This window comes from Paraburkholderia sp. SECH2 (genome assembly GCF_030464795.1).
Classification (GTDB): Bacteria; Pseudomonadota; Gammaproteobacteria; order Burkholderiales; family Burkholderiaceae; genus Paraburkholderia; species Paraburkholderia aspalathi.
The window spans coordinates 1-18,852 of record NZ_JALPRH010000016.1; the positions used below are offsets into that span (position 1 = coordinate 1).

Annotated in this window: 14 protein-coding genes; 6 read left to right on the top strand and 8 right to left on the bottom strand. The window is 61.2% G+C overall.

Annotated features, from left to right (window positions below; translation table 11 throughout):
- Positions 1-168: 168 nt before the first annotated feature.
- Positions 169-1,125: a LysR family transcriptional regulator gene (locus tag M0D66_RS23915; protein WP_308112708.1), complete on the top strand. Its 957-nt coding sequence runs from the start codon at positions 169-171 to the stop codon at positions 1,123-1,125.
- A 37-nt stretch (positions 1,126-1,162) separates the two neighbouring features.
- Here the strand turns inward: M0D66_RS23915 and M0D66_RS23920 are convergent, their stop codons facing one another.
- Positions 1,163-2,299, bottom strand: a complete 1,137-nt coding sequence (locus tag M0D66_RS23920; RefSeq protein ID WP_266211720.1) for a nucleoside hydrolase — start codon at positions 2,297-2,299, stop codon at positions 1,163-1,165.
- A 65-nt stretch (positions 2,300-2,364) separates the two neighbouring features.
- Between M0D66_RS23920 and M0D66_RS23925 the strand changes: the two genes are divergently transcribed.
- Complete coding sequence (locus M0D66_RS23925) at positions 2,365-2,601, top strand: LysR substrate-binding domain-containing protein (protein ID WP_266211789.1); 237 nt, start codon at positions 2,365-2,367, stop codon at positions 2,599-2,601.
- 113 nt (positions 2,602-2,714) lie between these two features.
- On the opposite strand, the gene M0D66_RS23930 is transcribed toward M0D66_RS23925, so the two are convergent.
- Entirely contained in the window at positions 2,715-3,662 is a 948-nt protein-coding gene (locus M0D66_RS23930) for a hypothetical protein (protein WP_200619734.1), read from the bottom strand.
- A gap of 125 nt (positions 3,663-3,787) precedes the next feature.
- On the opposite strand from M0D66_RS23930, the gene M0D66_RS23935 reads away from it, so the two are divergent.
- The 4 genes from M0D66_RS23935 to M0D66_RS23950 all read left to right on the top strand — a co-directional run bounded on the left by M0D66_RS23935 (position 3,788) and on the right by M0D66_RS23950 (position 10,745).
- Positions 3,788-4,633 (top strand): M15 family metallopeptidase, encoded by an 846-nt coding sequence (locus M0D66_RS23935; protein WP_054036462.1) that lies wholly within the window; start codon positions 3,788-3,790, stop codon positions 4,631-4,633.
- 268 nt (positions 4,634-4,901) lie between these two features.
- Positions 4,902-8,804, top strand: coding sequence for a type VI secretion system membrane subunit TssM (gene tssM / locus M0D66_RS23940; protein WP_093638465.1), 3,903 nt, complete (start codon positions 4,902-4,904; stop codon positions 8,802-8,804).
- On the top strand, positions 8,801-9,793 hold the full coding sequence (gene tagF, locus M0D66_RS23945; protein WP_054036464.1) for a type VI secretion system-associated protein TagF: 993 nt from the start codon (positions 8,801-8,803) through the stop codon (positions 9,791-9,793). Before tssM ends, tagF begins: the two co-directional genes overlap by 4 nt.
- Positions 9,794-9,797: 4 nt before the next feature.
- On the top strand, positions 9,798-10,745 hold the full coding sequence (locus M0D66_RS23950; RefSeq protein ID WP_200565966.1) for an OmpA family protein: 948 nt from the start codon (positions 9,798-9,800) through the stop codon (positions 10,743-10,745).
- 83 nt (positions 10,746-10,828) lie between these two features.
- Here M0D66_RS23950 and tssA read toward each other — a convergent pair whose 3' ends face one another.
- The 6 genes from tssA to M0D66_RS23980 form a co-directional block, all read right to left on the bottom strand.
- Positions 10,829-11,938: a type VI secretion system protein TssA gene (tssA, locus tag M0D66_RS23955; protein ID WP_200619736.1), complete on the bottom strand. Its 1,110-nt coding sequence runs from the start codon at positions 11,936-11,938 to the stop codon at positions 10,829-10,831.
- A gap of 67 nt (positions 11,939-12,005) precedes the next feature.
- A complete protein-coding gene (tssH, locus tag M0D66_RS23960) occupies positions 12,006-14,681 on the bottom strand; it encodes a type VI secretion system ATPase TssH (RefSeq protein WP_266211721.1) in 2,676 nt (891 codons plus the stop codon).
- A 35-nt stretch (positions 14,682-14,716) separates the two neighbouring features.
- Positions 14,717-15,811, bottom strand: coding sequence for a type VI secretion system baseplate subunit TssG (gene tssG, locus M0D66_RS23965; RefSeq protein WP_093638448.1), 1,095 nt, complete (start codon positions 15,809-15,811; stop codon positions 14,717-14,719).
- Complete coding sequence (tssF, locus tag M0D66_RS23970; RefSeq protein WP_093638443.1) at positions 15,775-17,613, bottom strand: type VI secretion system baseplate subunit TssF; 1,839 nt, start codon at positions 17,611-17,613, stop codon at positions 15,775-15,777. The genes tssG and tssF overlap by 37 nt, the downstream gene beginning before the upstream one ends.
- A gap of 101 nt (positions 17,614-17,714) precedes the next feature.
- Positions 17,715-18,194 (bottom strand): type VI secretion system baseplate subunit TssE, encoded by a 480-nt coding sequence (gene tssE / locus M0D66_RS23975; protein ID WP_054036473.1) that lies wholly within the window; start codon positions 18,192-18,194, stop codon positions 17,715-17,717.
- Between the two features lie 83 nt (positions 18,195-18,277).
- Positions 18,278-18,781 (bottom strand): type VI secretion system tube protein Hcp, encoded by a 504-nt coding sequence (locus M0D66_RS23980; RefSeq protein ID WP_054036475.1) that lies wholly within the window; start codon positions 18,779-18,781, stop codon positions 18,278-18,280.
- Between the last annotated feature and the right edge of the window lie 71 nt (positions 18,782-18,852).

Genomic DNA, 18,852 nt, shown 5'->3' on the forward strand with positions numbered 1-18,852 from the left:
GCAAAGAAAGTAAGTGCCGCCCCGCACAGGGGCAACGCTAATAAACCACTAACAATTCAAGGAAAGGCACCAAAGCCAGAACAAGGAAAGGCCAAAACCCTAAGAACCCGGCCAATGCCGCCGCCAAAGGCAAAAAAACACCCCCTCTCACCAACAGGAGTTTGCATCGTGATTGACAGAATAACTGCAATGCGGACATTCATCCGAATCGTGGACACCAACAGCTTCACCCGCGCAGCGGAATCCCTCAACATCCCCCGCGCGACAGCGACAACCATCGTCCAGAATCTGGAAGCGCTGCTAGGCACACCCCTCCTAACCCGCACGACACGGCGCCTGAGCATCACGCCAGAAGGCGCAGCCTACTACGAACGCTGCGCGCAAATCCTCGCCGACATCGACGAAATGGAAGCGAGCCTCCGTCACGCAACAGACAACCTGACCGGCCGCCTACGCATAGAAATGCCCGGCGCGGTAGCGAGCACCATCGTCCTCCCAGCACTGGAGGACTTCCATGCCCGCTATCCGAATCTCGATCTCGCCATCGGCATCAGCAACCGCACGGTTGACCTGATCTCCGAGGCCATCGACTGCAGCATCCAGCTAGGCGAATTGCCCGACTCGAATCTGATCGCGCGGCAATTGGGCACCCTCGAGCACGTGACATGCGCAAGCCCGGCTTATCTGGCCCGACATGGCACACCCGCCGACCTCGACGATCTGCGCGGACACGTCGCCGTCAATTGCATGTCGCCGCATAACGGCCGCGAAGTCGACTTCGACTTCGAAGTGGACGGCGAAGCGCAAAACGTCAAGGTCAGAGGCTTCGTTAAAGTCAGCGACGAGCAGGCTTATCTCACCTGCGGATTGCAAGGCCTGGGGCTGATCCAGCCCGCGCGAATCGCCGCACAACCCTACCTCGATTCGGGACTATTGCGCGAAGTACTGCCGCAGTGGAAACCTGTGCCGATGGCGGTTTCGGTCGCATATGTGAAAAACCGCCGGGTGTCGCCTCGCGTGCGAGCCTTCGTCGACTGGCTTGCGGAGTTGTTTGAGCAGACCGAACATGTCGATCAGGACTTGTCGCGAGTGCGTCAGTTATTGCGCGGCCTGCATCCCGCTTGAGGCGGGTTTCATGCAGGCCCGCAACATCACGGACGCGTTAGTTCGGTAGTGTCACGGGTACCGGACGTGTCAGCAGATCAACGTAGAAATTGAAAAAGGTCGGATTGTCGAAGCGTTTCACCACTGTCATCTTCTGCAAACCCGCCGGCGGCGAACTGGTGTAACCGGTCGACTTGCCGTCATTGGCGCCAAAGCTCATATCCACATCCACCCATTCATCCACTGTCTGCGTCGCGAACGACGGATGCATCAGATACGCCAGCGTCAGCGTGTCCCAGATATTCGTGGTGTAGTTCGGATTCGTTTCAAAACCGTTCTTCCCGTCGAACCCATAGCCGTTCAAGGTCTTGAATAGTTGCGTGATGATGGTCTGTTTGTTCGGATCGTGCGCAACGCGGTCGTACAGCGCTTTGTCCATCTTTACGGTGTCCGTCACGTCGAGCGGAATCACCACCTGTTTGATCGGCAGGCGCAACACGGTCTTCGCCGCTTCCGGATCGAACCACCAGTTGAATTCAGCCGTCGGTGTCGTGTTGCCAGGCACGTCGATCGCACCACCCATGTAGATGATCTGTTTGATCAACGGCACGATCTCAGGGTGCTGACGCGTGGCGAGCGCGATGTTGGTCAGCGGGCCGATCGCCAGAATCGTCACCTCGCCAGGATATTGCTTCACCGAATCGACGATGAAATCCACCGCGCTCTTGCCCTGCAATTTTGTGTGCGTGGCGAAGCCGTCAGGCGGTGCAACGAGGTCGCTGTCCGATTTCGGCTCGGGCGTATTCCACGCGCCGAGATAGCCGTCCCCGCCCGGGAATTGCTTCTGCTCGGCCTGGATGGTGGCGAAATCATGTGATAACGCATAATTGGCGCCTGCATAGACGCCGATCTGATTTTCAACGCCAAGACGCTCAACCGATTTCAATGCATCCGCTGCGCCCTGCTTCAACCATTGATTGCCTGAGACCACCGTAATACCCAATACCTTCAGTGAACCCTGCGCCTGCAATTGCGCAGCCATTACGCCGAGCTGACCGTCGTCGCTCAGTGTGTTGTAGTCGCTGTCGATAATCACCTTAGGCGGATTCGTCTGCGCATTGATATCGTTCCCGCTACACGCCGAGAGCGCCGAGACGGCTACCACGCAGGTCAACGCCACGAAAAGTCCCTTCACCGATGCCTCCTTTTAATGCAGTCGTACTGCTCCAATAAGCGGGCTCATCTTAGACGCAATATCTGCTGCCGCTCGTGCCTGAGTTTCTTGCGAATCATCCCGCCATTGCGCTCGACATCGTTCTGGCCGATCAGGTGGTGGACCTGCTTGAACAATGCGCCGATATCTCGCTGCGCAACGGTCCGCCGAAGGATTCACAACTGTTGGCGCGCAAGCTGGGGACGCGAAGCAACGCAGGATCGAAGTACCAGTGGAAGGTAATGCGCAGGTCGGCGGTGGCGAAACGAATGCGCGTCGAGTGACGCGCATCGCTAGCTGTGAAGCCGCAGATTCACAAAACGCTGCGACAGCGAATGTGAATTGCGTGGACCGCATGTGCCGCGAGTCACGAAGACGCGCCGCGCATTACGCGAACTTACGGCTGACGTGCCTGCGGCGCAGCCCCCGGACAAGCCGGGTCTTTACCCCAATGTCCATCGCACACGCGCCAGCGGCACAACTGGTCTTCAAAGAAGCCGCGTTGTCCGCACTCTTTCACGCGTTCTGCCAGCTTGGCGTTACCAGGCGCAGCCGATGCACTGACCTTGGTGGCCGTGCTGCCGTCTGCCACTTTCGCGTCAGCCGGTTTGGTGCGCGCCACGAGTGCAGCCAATAGATCGGCATCCGAATCATCTTTCGAAGCATTACCGGCAGGGCGCGATTTCTTCGTTTGAGCGACCGCGGTCGGCGCGCTCGCGTGATGATTGCTTGCGCTCGCGCTTTCCTTCTTGCTGTGCGCCGCTGTGTCGTGTTTCGCATTGCTGGCGACAGCCGTGGAGGAGCTCTTACCGTGCTTTGCCGCCGGCACCGTGACCGCCGACGCAGCCGTTGCGGACGCAACCGGTGTAGACGCGGTGCTCGGCTCAGCGCCATCGGCAAGCGCGCGCGATAAGCGGCTTCCATCACCGCTTGCAGGCTCACCCGCGGATGCCGCTGGCGCCTTGCTGTCGCTGTCATCAGCAACGATCGTGGCCGCTTGCGACGACGCTGCAGCCGGCGCCTCCGCTTTCGCAGTGACCTGCGCAGCACCGCTCGCGGCGGACGCCGGCACAGCAGCTTTCGTGGCGTTGGCAGGCGTGGCTGACGCCAACGACTCCGTCTGCACACGCTGCTGCATATGCCACGCGCCCCAGCCACCGGCCGCGATCACCAGCAAGGCGACCAGCAGCAGCGGCGTTTTGGACCGGCGTGGTTTATCGGTAGGCGGCTCGACGCGGCCTTCCAGATTCGCGAGAATTCGCGAACCATTGCCATCGGCGCCCTTAGCCTTATCGGATAACAGGCTAGGTGGGGCTTTGGAATTCGAACTTTCCGGCGCACTCATTCACTGTCTCATTGAATCCTGGATTATTTCGCCGTGATAATACCGTTCCGGCTCCTCTCCGAGCAGGCCTGATTCTAAGAGCAAGCATTACAAAATACAATTGTTTCCAATTTCCGGGGTCGACTTTGATTGCCGTAGTACTTCTCGCCTATTTCGCCTTCGCCGTTGTGATCGCCGCAATGCTGCTATTGCCGGCGGTACGCGCCTCTTTATTAGGCGCCGCACTCGCCATTCATGGCCGCGTTATGCGCGGAGCATCTCAAGGTGCTTCACGTGCTCGCGGTCAATTAGTGCGTTCGGCAAAAATTTCGCAATCGACTGCAGTCGATATGCAAAAGTTACTGGCAAAGCGGCGCTTGCTGATTTTTACCACCACAGGTATTCTTGCGACGCCGCCATTGGTGGCATTGGCTTTACGCGGCAGGCAATTATTCCAATTCGATGACACTGCACGGGTACCGGACGAGAAAATTGCCGCGTTATTGAATGGCGAACAGCTCGTGCCCCCGCCGCCGCTGCCGCCCGAGGTATTTGCAACGCAGGAAGTGGAGCAGATTCGGCCCGCGCTGAAAGACGCGAGCCGCGACTGGAATTTGCTCGACGCCGATTTCAGAACGCGTTTATTGCTCGTTTACAAAATCATGCACGAGCAGTACGGGTATGAAATGGCATTGCTGGAAGGTTATCGCAGTCCGGAGCGGCAAAACCGCCTGGCGCAAATGGGGGGCAACGTCACCAATGCCGCAGCGTTTCAAAGCTATCACCAATACGGTCTTGCCGCGGACAATGCGTTTTTGCGCGACGGCAAGCTCGTCATTTCAGAAAAAGATCCCTGGGCCATGCGAGGCTATCAGTTATACGGACAGACGGCCGAACAGGTCGGCCTGACGTGGGGTGGCCGTTGGAAATTGATGGATCTCGGGCACGTTGAATATCACAAACCCGGCTTCGTCCTGGGGCGTGGTCATTAAGGCGAAGTGGGCAATAAAGAGGTTGGCAATGGGGCGTTCAAGCAAATTTTCTGGCAAAAGTCGGCAATGCCGCCTGCATAACGGCATTCGTCCCATCGCCATCGGCGAAACATTCCACGGCGGATTTAACAATCCGGCCGCATTCACCTTCGCCTGAATATGCTTTCGATTTATTTCAAACGCGGCGCTGGCAGACTTTGCCCGCGCTCGCACCATGCTGTTTGTCACACACGCGCCACAACACACATCACCAAGACCTGAACGGCCTATGCGACGCATTCTTAACGTGTTGACCCATACACGCACGCTCTCGATCATCGGCTTGCTCGCGCTCGCTGCTGTTTTGTTCATCGGTGCCGATACCTTGCAAATCGACCTGATGTGGCCTGCCATCGTGCTCGGCGCGGTGATCGCGCTATGGCTGCTGGTCTGGGTGGTGCGCCGCCTGCGCGCACGGCGCGCGAACAACAAGCTCGGCGAAATGCTCGAGCAGCAAGCCGAAAAACAGACCGAAACCGGCCCCGCCCCAACGCCCGCGCGCCAGGCCGAACTCGACGTGCTGCGCACGCGCCTCGTCGACGCGGTGAAAACGATCAAGACCTCGAAGATCGGTCAGATGTCCGGCGGCTCGGCGCTGTATGAGTTGCCCTGGTACATCGTGATCGGCAACCCGGCCGCAGGCAAGAGCAGCGCCGTGCTGAATTCCGGTCTGCAGTTTCCTTTCGCTGACAAGAACAACGCCGTGATTCACGGCATCGGCGGTACGCGTAACTGCGACTGGTTCTTCACGACCGAAGGCATTCTGCTCGACACCGCCGGCCGCTATTCCGTGCACGAAGAAGACCGCACCGAATGGATCGGCTTCCTCGGCCTGCTCAAGCGTTTCCGGCCAAAAGCGCCGATCAACGGCATCATCGTCACGGCGAGCATTGCCGAGTTGACCAGCAGCAAGCCCGAGTTCGCGATCAATCTCGCGAAGAACCTGCGCCAACGCGTGCAGGAGTTGACCGAGAAGCTCGAAGTGTTCGCGCCGGTGTATGTGATGTTCACCAAGGCCGACCTGATCACGGGCTTCACCGAATTTTTCAGCGGCAGCGACCGCCACGAATACGACCGCGTGTGGGGCGCCACCCTGCCCTACGAGCCGGACGAAAAGCGCGACGTGGTGGGCCTCTTCGACGAGCACTTTGAAGAGCTCTACGACGGCCTGAAAGAAATCAGCGTTGCGCAGATGTCGATCAACCGCGGCAACAAGCTCTCGCCGGGCCAGTTGAGCTTCCCGCTCGAATTCTCGACGATCAAGCCCGCATTGCGCGCGTTCCTCGCCACGCTGTTCGAAACCAACCCGTTCCAGCACAAGCCGATTTTCCGCGGTTTTTACTTTACCAGCGCCCTGCAGGAAGGCGAGACCAACAGCGCCGCCGCCACGCGCATCGCCAACCGTTTCGGCCTCTCTGCCGACAGTCTGCCCAAGCCGCATAGCGCGTTCTCGAAGAACGGCTTCTTCCTGCGCGACCTGTTCTCCAAGGTGATCTTCGCCGACCGGCAGACCGTCAAGCAGTTCGCCAGTCCCGCCAAGACGCGCATGCGTTATGCCACGTTCTTCGGCTTCGTCGCGGTGCTCGCGTTGGCGCTCGGCGGCTGGACGTGGTCGACGATCGGCAATGAGCAGCTCGCCGACAACGTCAAGGCCGACCTCGACAACGTGGTGCGCCTGCAGCAGAACCGCAACGACCTGCAATCGCGCTTGCAGGCAATGGACATTCTGGAAGACCGCATCGACCAGCTCGAACAGTTCCGCCGCGACAAGCCGCTGGCCGTGTCGCTCGGGCTGTATCAGGGCGACCGCCTCGAGCAGCACTTGCTCACCGAGTATTACAACGGCGTGCGCCAGATCCTGCTCGACCCGGTCTCGCAGAATCTCGCGTCGTTCCTGAAGGACGTCAATGCGCACCCCGATCAGCTCGCGCCGTTGAACCGCACGCCGGACGCCGCAGCGATTCCGGTGTCCGCGCACACTGCCATGGCGGCGAACAGCCAGGGCGGCCTGTATAGCGATGCGTCGCCGACCAACGTCGAAGACGCGTACAACGCACTCAAGACCTACCTGATGCTGAGCGACAAGCGTCACGTGGAAACCGCTCACCTGACCGATCAGGTCGCCCGCTTCTGGCGCGGCTGGCTCGAAACGAATCGCGGCAACATGCCCCGCGACGAGATGATCCGCAGCGCCGAGCGCATGATCACCTTCTATCTGTCGCGCGTGTCCGACAACGACTGGCCGATGATCGACCAGAACCTCGGACTCGTCGACCAGACCCGTGAAAACCTGCGCCGCGTGGTGCGCGGCATGCCGGCTCGTCAGCGCGTCTATGAAGAAATCAAGGCGCGTGCGTCGACCCGTTTCGCGCCGATGACGATCGCGCGCATCGTCGGCGAAAACAATACGGCGCTGGTGGCCGGCAGCTACGCAATCCCCGGCACCTTTACGCGTGAAGCGTGGTTCCAGTACGTGCAGCCGGCGATTCGCGATGCCGCCACCAAGGAATTGCAGGCCAAGGACTGGGTGCTCAATACCTCCGCGCATGACGACCTGACGCTCGAAGGCAGTCCCGAGCAGATCCAGAAAGCACTCGTGGCGATGTACAAGACGGAGTACGCAATGCACTGGCAGAAGTTCATGCAGGGCATTGCCGTGCAGAGCTTCGGCAGCTTCGGTCAGGCGGTGGATGCAATGAACCGTCTCGGCGACCCGCAGGATTCACCAATCCGCAAGGTCCTCGAAACCGCGTACGACCAGACTTCGTGGGACAACCCGTCGCTCTTCAACGCGAACCTGAAGCGCGCGCAAACCGGCATGACGAGCTGGTTCAAGAACTGGTTCTCGCGTGCGCCGACCGGCCAGTTGAACGCCAACATCGACATCAACGGCAATCCGGTCGAAGTGCCGATGGGACCGATCGGCCAGGAGTTTTCGGCACTGGGTCGCATCGTCGTCTCGGGCGACAACGGCTCGATGTTGAAGGGCTACATGGACACGCTCTCGAAGGTCCGTACGCGCTTCAACGTGATCAAGAATCAGGGCGATCCGGGACCGGGCGCACGTCAGCTGATGCAGCAGACGCTCGACGGCAGCGGCTCCGAACTGGCCGATTCGCTGAAGTACGTCGACGAACAGATGCTGACGGGCCTCACCGATTCGCAACGCAAGGCACTGCGCCCGCTGCTGGTGCGTCCGCTGATGGCGGCGTATGCGGTGGTGATCCAGCCGGCCAGCGTTGAAGTCAACAAGGTGTGGAACGCGCAGGTCTACCAGACCTTCCAGGGGTCGCTCGCGAACAAGTATCCCTTTGCAGGCGATGCAAAGGTCGAAGCCGGCGCAGGCGAAATCGCCCAGGTGTTCGGGCCGGACGGCGCGATCGCCAAGTTCGTCGGCACCACGCTCGGGCCGCTCGCGGTGCGCCGCGGCGACACGCTGACCTCACGCACATGGGGCGACATGGGTCTCGCGCTGACGCCCGACTTCACCAGCGGTTTCGCGCGCTGGGTGGCGCCGCTTGCCGGTGGCGCGGCGACCTCGGGTGGTCAAAGCTCGGCCGAACCGCAGACCGTATTCCAGATCCTGCCGCAGCCGAGCAGCGGCACCACGGAATACACGCTCGCGATCGACGGCCAGCAGATGCGTTACCGCAATACGCCGCCGCAGTGGACCAACTTCGTGTGGCCGAATCCGTCGGGCTCGCCGGGCGCGACGCTGAACGCCACGACCTTCGACGGCCGCACGCTGCAACTGGTCAACGAACCGGGCCGCTACGGTCTGGAGAAGCTGATCAACTCGGCGCAACGCAAGCGCCGTCCGGACGGCACCTTCGATCTGTCGTGGACGCAAGGCAATGTCACGGTTGCGGTCAGCATGCGCATCATCAGCACCTCGCAGGCCTCGGGCAGCGCCAGCAGCGATGCACCGCAACAGCAAAGCCTGCGCGGCTTGCGGCTGCCGTCGTCGGTGGCGGACGTGAGCGCCGCGGCGAATTCAGTCAATGCGACGGCCGCGGGTGCGCCAGGACCAACAGGAACAGCGGGCACCGCGCCCGCTGCCGCACCGGCCTCACCAGCGGCACGGCCGGCCACGGCCGCCGCCGCGGTTTCGAACACAGGGGGTGCGCAATGACGCAAACCGTGCAGGCGCAAATCGCCTACTTCGGCAAGATTCCGTCGCGCGGCGACTTCGTCAAAAGCGCGCATAACCCGCAATTGCTAGCCACGCTCGACCGCTGGATCGCCGAGGCCATGGAGTTGCTCACTGACGATCCGCGCTGGAAGATCGTCTACGAAAACGCCAAGCCGATGCACTTCGCGTTCCTCGGTTCGCGCAGCAAGCTGGCGATTGCCGGGCATATGGTGGCGAGCCAGGATCAATCGTCGCGCCGCTTTCCGTTTCTTGCCGCCACCGCGCTGGAAGTAGAAAAGCCGCTGACGTTCCTCGCGCATAGTCCGCTAGCCTTTGCGCGCCTGTGGTCGCGCATCGCCTCGCAGATGAAGCCCTTGCTCGGCGTGAGCGAGCCGGCCGGCGCGTTGCACGCGCTCGGCGAAACGCAAGTGCCGATCGAAATCGGCGGCGGTCCGGGCAATCCGCACGACGGCACCTTCAACGACTTCGTCGAACATCAAACGCTCTCCGGCCTCGAACAAATGCTGCTTGCGAGCGGCCATCCGGTGCGCCTGCGTGGCGCGATGCTGGCGCTCGGTTCGCTGCTGCGTCCGGTGATGCAAAGCGGTTCGTCGCATCTCGAACGCGGGCTCACACTGCCGCTGCCGAACGATCCGTTCTATCGCTCGCTCGTCGCCGCTTTCTGGCTCGAACTGATCGCACCGTTCGTCTCGCAGGCCGATTTCGAACTGGCGATTTTTATCGGTACGATTGCCGAGCGCGAACGGCTCATCATCGGCTTTAACGGCGCCTCGGCCAAAACGCTGCACAGCGTGGTCGATCCGCAGGCGTACGCGGCACACAACATCGATATCGACGATCCCGAGTGGATCGACGAACACGCACAAAACGACCATGGCATCAGCAAGCTCGTCAGTTACCTCGACCAACCGCAACTGTCGTTGCGTGTCAGCATCGACACGTTCCGCGAAGCATTCACGGGAGCGTGACACGATGTTGAGCAAACACACGCGCATTGCCTCGCTGCTGGCAGGTCTTCTCGTCTGCGCACTCGCACATGCCGACAACGACGGCCCCGCACGCGTCACGCCGGTCGACAACAGCGGCATGGCGATTCGCACGACGGCTCTGCCGTCGGCACAGTCGGGCACTGCAGGTCCTGCTGTCAGCACGGCCGGCCTCGCCAGCGGCACCACGGGCGGCGGCACGGGCGCGATCAGCGCAGCGCCGCCACCGGCCAATGCAACACCGGGCCAGGTGGTGGTGGGCGGAAAGGTGCCGGATGAAGCGACCAAAGCGGCCGTGCTCGCACGTCTGCGCGACACCTACGGCTCGGCCAACGTGGTTGATCAGATTGAAGTCGCCGACGTCGCGACGCCGCCGAACTGGTCTGCCAACGTACAGAAGCTGATCGGCCCGCAGTTGAAGCAGATCAGCAAAGGGCAGTTGAAAATCGACGGCACGCAGATCGACGTGAAGGGCGAGGTGCACAACGAATCGCAGCGCCAGCAGCTCGCAAGCGATATGGCGAACGCGCTGAACCCGACCTACACGATCAAGAACGGCCTACGCGTGAGCGCATCGGAACAGGGCCTGCTCGACCAGACCTTGGCGAATCGCACGATCGAGTTCGAGACGGGCAGCGCGACACTTACGCCGCAAGGCCGCGCGATTCTCGATCAGATGGCGGCCGTGTTGTCGAAGATGCAGACGAAGACGGTGGCGATCATCGGCCATACTGACAACTCGGGCAATCGCACCTCGAATATCGCGCTGAGCCAGGCGCGTGCGGACGCGGTGAAGGGTTATCTGGTTGCAAGAGGCATTCCGCCCGAGCAGATGACGACCACAGGAGTTGGTCCGGATCAGCCGATCGCATCGAACGATACGACCGACGGGCGGGCGCGTAATCGACGTATTGAGTTTCGCGCAGGGTCTTGAGTTGCTGCTCGCTTGACCTTATGAATTAAAAAAGCCTGGCACCGATTTCGATGCCAGGCTTTTTTCTTGCGTTCAAGGAAGTTCTAGCTGTTTTCCTCGGGCTTCACGCCCAACAACTCGCGAATATGCGCGAGCGACCCATCGTCCTTCACCACCGAAGACAACCACTGATGCAAAGGCATATCTGCGCATTCCGCCGCCTTGTCCGCGAGGTACGCAGCAGGGTTATGCGGCTCGGTGCTGCGAAAGAACTTGGCCACGGCACGCAACTGCGCGACGGCTTGCGCACGGCTCTGGATTCCTGCAATCGGACTGATCGTGGTCGGCATGGTCGTCAACACGGGTTCCTCGCGTTGCGGTGAAGTCTTGAAGGTAGGCTCGGCGCGCTCGTGTTCTTCCGGCTTCGGCGCCTTCGGCAGTGACGCTTCAGCGCTGACACCCAGTTCGCGCGCGAAGCGTTCCGCCAACCGGTAAACGCTCTCGTACGCATCTTTCGCCTGACGGAAACTCGGCGCTGAATCGCCCGCGCGCTGGTCCAGTTGCTGTTCGAGTGCGAGCATCGCCGCTTCGAATGCTTTCAGATCGACCAGCAGGGTCGAATAGAACGCCGGCGGCGTGGCGCGTTTTGATGCTTCAATCTGCTCGATGGAAGGCTTGCCGCGCGCGATATCGTCGGCGTGATCCGGATCGCGCTTGACCGCTTGCGCGACATGCGTAGCCACGTCCCAATCGATCGTGCTGTACGAGCTGCCTTGCGACGACGTGAGCGGCATCGCCCGCAAGAGATCACCAGTGCGGCCCATCAGCCACGCGACGTTGCCAAGGCGATACTCGGTGTCGTCGCCTTCCGGCAACGGATGGACGTGATCCCAGTACTTTTCGCACAGCCCCGTCAGCAGCGCATACCCTTGCGTGAGACCGGTCACGCCCTCTTCGATGGCCAACGCTTCGGTGAGCCAGACAGCGAGGCGCAGGTCTTTGGTCTGCGTCTGCAGCAGATTGCTGGAGCGTTCGACCACGAATGGCCAGTCGGCCTCCTTGATATCCGTGACCCATTCGCCCTGGTCGAGCGACGGGTCTTCGAATCGGCGCGCGTGCTGAATCGCGTCGAAATCCGCCGAAAACAGCAGGTCGTCGCCACAAGGCGAGGCTTCGCTGATCGGCGCCAGCAGCGTGTTCAGATTAGTCGGCATGACAGAAAGCAATAAGGTTCCGGTACGGCATTAAAACAGATTGGCAAGCAGGCGGGGACTGGCCTGTTCACGCAACCGTGTATTCGAACTCGCCCGCTTCGCTCGCGCGGACCGAGATGCGTTCGATCGCGGTGCCATTGGCAATGCGCTCCAGCACCTGCTGCGCGACTTCAGGCAATAGCGTGCCGTTCAGAATGTGGTCCACATTGCGCGCACCGGAATCCACTTCGGTGCAGCGCGCCAGCACAGCGTCGACGAGCGACTCGTCCCACTCGAACACCGCCTTGTGATTCGATTCGATGCGGCGGCGAATCCGCTCCAGCTTCAAGTCGATGATTTCGGCGAGCACGTCGTCGGAGATCGGGTAGTACGGCACTACTTTCATACGGCCGAGGAACGCCGGCTTGAACGCCTTGTACAGTTGCGGGCGCAACGTCTCCGCGAGTTCGTCCGGATCGGGCAACTCTTCGGCGCTCTTGTTCAGGCACGCCTGCATCACCGCCTGCGAGCCGACGTTCGAGGTCAGAATGATCAGCGTGTTGCGGAAATCGATCTCGCGCCCTTCGGCGTCGTCCATCGTGCCCTTGTCGAACACCTGGAAGAACATTTCCAGCACGTCGGGGTGCGCCTTTTCCACTTCGTCGAGCAGCACGACCGAATACGGATTGCGACGCACCGCTTCGGTCAGCACACCGCCCTCGCCGTAACCAACGTAGCCCGGCGGCGAACCCTTCAGGCCCGACACGCTGTGCGCCTCCTGATACTCGCTCATGTTGATCGTGACCATCTTGCGTTCGCCGCCGTACAGCACATCGGCGAGCGCCAGCGCGGTTTCAGTCTTGCCGACACCCGACGGTCCGACGAACATGAACACGCCACGCGGTTTGTTCGGATCTTCGAGACTCGCGCTGGCGGTGCGCACGCGCTGTGCAATCGCATCGAGCGCGTGGTCCTGACCGATCACACGTGCGGCCAGCAGCGGCTGCAGATTCAGCACGGTCTGGATTTCGTCCTTGATCATGCGACCGAGCGGAATGCCGGTCCATGAAGCGACGATCTCGGCGACCACGTGGCCGTCGACCTGCAATGGCACCATCGGCTGGCCGCCCTGCAAGGCATGCAATTCCGCAACACGCGTGGCCAGCGTTTCGCGCGCCTGCTGCGCCTTGTCCGCCTGCGCGGCGTCCGCGCTGCTGACGCGCGCGGCGTCGATTTCCGCGCGCAAGCCGACGATCTCCGTCACCAATGCACGCTCCTTGCCGTAGCGCGCCTCGTCTTCGGCCAGGTCTTTCACGTCTTCTTCGCGCAGGCTGCGCAGTTCCGCGAGCCGCTCGTCGTGCAACGCGCCACTCGCCACTTCGCGTTCCAGCGCCGCGATTTCGGCGTCGACGCGTTCGAGGCGTTTCTTCGTGTCGTCGATCGCGGCGGGTGTCGAGCTATGCGCGAGCGCGACTTTCGCGCAGGCGGTGTCGAGCACGCTGATCGCCTTATCCGGCAGTTGACGGCCGCTGATGTAGCGATGCGACAGACGCACTGCTTCGGTGATCGCATCGTCCAGCACGCGGACGTTGAAGTGCTTCTCCATCAACGCGGCCATGCCACGCAACATCGCCGCCGCGAGCGTCTCGTTCGGTTCTTCGATCTTTACGACCTGGAAACGCCGCGCCAGCGCCGCATCTTTCTCGAAGTATTTCTTGTATTCGCTCCACGTGGTCGCCGCGATGGTGCGCAATTCGCCTCGCGCCAAAGCCGGCTTCAGCAGATTCGCCGCATCGTTCTGCCCGGCCTGGCCACCGGCGCCGATGATCGTATGCGCTTCGTCGATAAACAGAATGATCGGATGCGGGCTCTTCTTCACCTCGTCGATCACGTTCTTCAGGCGGTTCTCGAACTCGCCTTTAACGCTCGCGCCGGCTTGCAACAAACCCATATCGAGCACGTGCAACGCGACGCCTTTCAGCGGTGCAGGCACGTCGTCAGCCGCAATGCGCAGAGCGAGGCCTTCGACTACCGCTGTTTTACCGACGCCCGCCTCGCCCGTCATGATCGGATTGTTCTGCCGGCGACGCATCAGGATGTCGATGGTCTGACGAATCTCGCCTTCGCGGCCAATTACCGGATCGATCTTGCCTTCGCGCGCACGCTGCGTGAGATTGCTCGTGTAGGTATCGAGCGCGGGGGTTTTAGAAGGTGCACCGGGTGCAGAATCAGCTGCAGCTACATCGCTCACGCCTTCCGCAGCGTTCTCTGCGGTATTGCTCCGTTCGACTTCACGCGACCCCGCGGTCATTTCGTCGAACTTGTGCTTCAGATCCGTCACCCGCACGTCGCGCAGCAACGGCGACATGCGCTCAGCAAACTGCGCGAGGTCCGGCGCCGTCAGTAACGCGAGCAGCAAATGCCCCGAGCGAATTCGTCCGATCTGCGAATCGAGCGACGCGATCAACCACGCCTGTTCAAGCAAATCGATGAGGTGCTTCGAGAAGACCGGTGTGCGCGTATTGCCGGTCTTCAAGCGCTGCAATTCGCGCTCGATGTCCGCGCGCAAAGCATGCGCGTCGACCCGGCTCGCACGCAGCGCCAGCGTGACGTCACTCGCCGGTTCATCCAGCAGCGCGAGCAGCAGATGCTCGAGGTCGACCTCATAGTGACCGCGTGCGAGACAGTTGTTCGCCGCGAGCAACGCCGCTTGCCGGCAGGTCGGATTCAGTTTGGCGATCAGGGTATTGAGGGACGTGCTCATGTCGTGCGATCCGGGTCCAGGTTCTATCGTTGTAGTCAGTGAATCACGTGCAATTCGTAGCGGGCATCCGCACGGTCACGGTCGGCTTCTCGCGTGCACAGAAATGCGTCCCAGCCGAGGCGCGCGCCGCCGCTCAGCGAGCTGGGTCCCACCTCCTTGCGGCGCAGTACCAGCGAGACCTCATATTCGAGGGTCACGCCGGCGAGCAGCGTCAGCATGCGTTCGAGCGCCACGGCGCGGTCGGCGCCAGGTAAAAACGCTTCGTAGTCGGCCTTGTCGAGCGGCCCGATCACAAGCCGCGCGCGCATGTCGCGTTGCCAGACCCGCTCGCCCGCCAGCGCGGTGGCGCCGAGCGTCGCGTTGACACCGCCGAGCACGGTCAATTGATCGCGCGGCACGTCGTACCATTTGCCGACGAACTGCTCAACGCGCACCCGCACCTTGAAGTACTCGGACAGCGTACGTTGCAGATAGGCTGCTGAAACCGGCCGGTGCCGTGCGGCCAATGCATAACCGGCAATCGCTTCGTCGAATAGCGCGCCGTCGCCGCTTTGCAGACTGTTGCGCGTGTCGTCGTCGGCGACGCCTGCCAACGCGAGCAACAGCGGCAAATAACGCTCGTCGCGATCCAGTTCGTAATGAAACGGCAGCCGGTACTTCTTCCACGCCGCGTAGAAAAGCGCAGTCGCGCGATTCGAAAACACGTCGAAGAATTCGCGTGCGGCCCGGTCGCGCTTGATCTGCTCACGCGCGATGATCTGTTCGGTGTAATGCAGCGGCAGCGCGCCCTGTCCGCCGAGCAAACCGAAAAACGCCGGCGTGATATCGACCTTGTGGAGCGAGCCTGCTTCGAGCGCGGCGGTGCGTTGCGGCTTCTCTTTCAGCGCCGTGCCTTCATCGTCGTAAGACTGTGCGCTGTGAATCTCGCTAGGCGGAAACGACATCGACAGCGAATTGCGAAAGGCAATCCGCTGCGCGACGATTTCGCCGGGGCGTCCATGACTCGACGGCGTTTGTTGCGCGAACCACTTCTCGAGAATCCGCACCGCCTGAAAAAATTCGAAGCGATGCGGTTCGTCGAGAAGTTGTTCGACTACGCCAGGATCGATTCGCCGCTGCGCGGTTTGCATCGCAGAATCTCCTCGCCGGTGCGCTTCGACACGACGACCAGTTGCACAAAGCTGTTCAGATGCACGTACAGCCCAAAAAACGTGTCGATCACCCGCACGAACGACGCGAGACTCGTGCCGACGAAATGCTCTTCGTCGATCGTCAAACGAATCTCGATGCCGCGCACGAAGGTCGCAAACGGCTTGCCCGGCAGCCATTGCACCGCTGCGCGCTGCTCGATGCCGACCAACCCATCGATATGCCGCGCCGACACCGCCGTGCGCCGTAAATCGTAAAGCACCAGCATTTCCTTGAGCGCCGACAGGCCGCTATTGGCGAGCGACACATGATTTAACGCCAGATGCGAAATCAGACGCCAGTGCGAGGCGCGCCCACGCTCGAAACGCACGCTAGGCGTCGGCCTGCGCAGCATCGTGATGCTGCCGGTCAGCGAGCCGCCTTCCAGAAACAGATCGCCGCCTTCGAGACCCACGGCGAGACCGGCCGGCAAGTCGCGATTGGTACACGTCAGATCGAGACTCAGCGTATCGGTCTGCGGCGCGGCCGGTTCGAAGTCGATATCGACGATCGAGATTTCGGTCTCGTAGCCGGGGCTTTTCTGCGCGACCCAATCGTTGCGTCGCGCGAACCAGTAGTGCCCTGCACGCGCCGCTTCGCCGTGATGCAGCGAATAGAACGGCCGGAATTCGATCACCGATTCTTCATGCGCCTGCTGCCGGACGAGCTTCACCGAGTCGATCGAATAAACTTCGTACGCGAATGCCCGGCGCGCTTCGGCGATCACCGGGTACGAAATCGCCTGGTGACTGATGCGGATCGGCTCGCCGTGCTGTTCGAACAGATTCACGACCGGCGTGCAGAACAAGCGGAAATGATGCGCGGACAACGAATCCAGCAAGCGCGCAACATGAGAATCGCTGCGCACTTCCTTGAGTACGATGTGCAGCGTCAGACGCTGGCAGCGGCCGCTCGCGCGGGTCATCGCCGCCAGATCGAAATCGGTGAAGTTAAATTTTTCGGGGAAAGCAAAGTATTCAGTCAGCAACCGGTACGCCGGATGCGATTTGGCCGGATAGTCGATCAGCGCATCGTCTTCATCGAAACCGGCTTGTACGACCGGCGATTGACGCAGTTGCGTCCACACGCCGCGGCGGTCGGCTTCCACATAAGTGGCCATCGCGTTGACGAACAGGCAGTCCGCCAGCGCCGCGATAAACGACTGTTCGCCGTGCAGGTGCGTGCGCAACGTGCCGACTTTCAATGCGGAGAGATCGAGCTGCGCAGCTGTGGATTCGAACGTGATCGACACAATCGCCGTAGCGTTGCCCGGCAGAACGGTCGCGCTTGGCGCCATGGCCACCGATGTGTACTTGGCCTCCGAGATCCGGATTGGCGCCAGCGTCACATCGTAGGCGGTCCGGAAGCGGCATTGCACGCCGCGAATCGGGCGCGATTTGAGTTCGGTGCCACGCTCGACCAGCACCGGTTCGGTCAGATGACTGAGCGCGGCCGAGGTACCCAACTGCGCGATCGAGCACGACGGAAACGGCCGCAGGTAGTGCGGATACAGCACTTCCAGCAGCGCTTCGGTGAATTCGGGGTAATCGTCGTCGAGCTTCTTGTTGATACGCGCGCCCAGCAGCGCGAACGATTCGATCATCCGCTCGACGTGCGGATCTTCGCAGTGCTCGCCCGACATCGCGAGGCGCGCTGCGATCTTCGGATAGCGCTCGGCGAAATCGCGCGAGTAGCGCCGCAGAAATGATAATTCGCGCTCGTAATACGGCAGCAATTCTTCCATCGATCTATCCCCGAACCTGAACCATCGCCGCCTGATCAGTCACCACCGTTGCGCGTTAACGGTAACGACAAAGCGGTACTCAAAACACTAAAACGCAGGTACTAAAGCTTCGCGCGTGCGCGCGTCACCGAATATTGCAGCGTAGAAGGCTGCAGCATCGCATCGAAACTCACCGGTTCTTCCGCCGGGTGCACCACCAGCAACGCCTGAATCGCAAAGTTCAGCGCGTTGGTGGATTGTTCGTTCAATTCGAGCGTGACCGCCACCTGCTGCAAGCGCGGCTCATGCCGTGCGATGGCCTGTTGAATCGATTTGCAGATAAACGTGCGGTCGTAGTGACTCGCCAGGCTCAAGCCCGCGAAATCGTTCAGCCCGTACGTGAGCACCGAGCGCTGACATTCCGGCAGCGCCGCCAGCTCGTGCTCGGTCAGGGCAATCCGGGTGTTCAGGATTGCCTCGACGTCGCGTGCAACAGTGGCCTTCAACTCGTCCAACGACAATTGCCGCATCGCCGGGGAAGCCGGCAGATGCGGTTCGTCGTCGAACAGCTTGTCGAGAAAGCTGGGTTCGAAGCGTTTCATCAGCGTCCGAAAAACCGGTTCGATGCGAGGCGCGCGCGGCGGGTGTCAGCCTTTTCAGGCCGCACCCCGCGTGCGCCCCAGCATCAGACCGCGTACGTCTTGTCGTTCTTCGTCAAGCTCCACGCGCCTTGCGCGTTGCCGCCCTGGTTGCCGCCGATCTTCTGCTGCGTGTACTTCCACTGCACGGCAGCGTACTTCAGCGAGAACTGTTCGGTCGGCAGGCCTTCGCCCACCACGCTCGGCGTGGCGCTCGAGATGATCACGTACTTGAGCTTCACTTCCAGGTACTTGATGCGGTTGCCTTCGCCGTCCGAACGCATGAAGTCGATCGTCACTTCGTCGAACGTCGTGCCGCCCGATGCGTGTTGATAGATCAGCGGGCTGACCACGTCGATGTCTTTCGTGAACTGCATGTCAGCGTGCTCGCAACGCTCGGACGTGTGACCGCCCGCCGTCGAAGCGGTTGCCGAACGCGGTTGCGTAATCGAGTGGCTCCACGAATCGATTTCGATCCAGCCAGCATGATCTTTATCGGCAGACTCGCCTTTGATCGCCGGATTGCCGAATTTTAAATAGATGTCCTTCATAACTCATCGACTCCCCAAAGAGGTGGTTTTAACAGCTAACCCGTGCGGCCGGCACGGGCTTTCTGACTTCG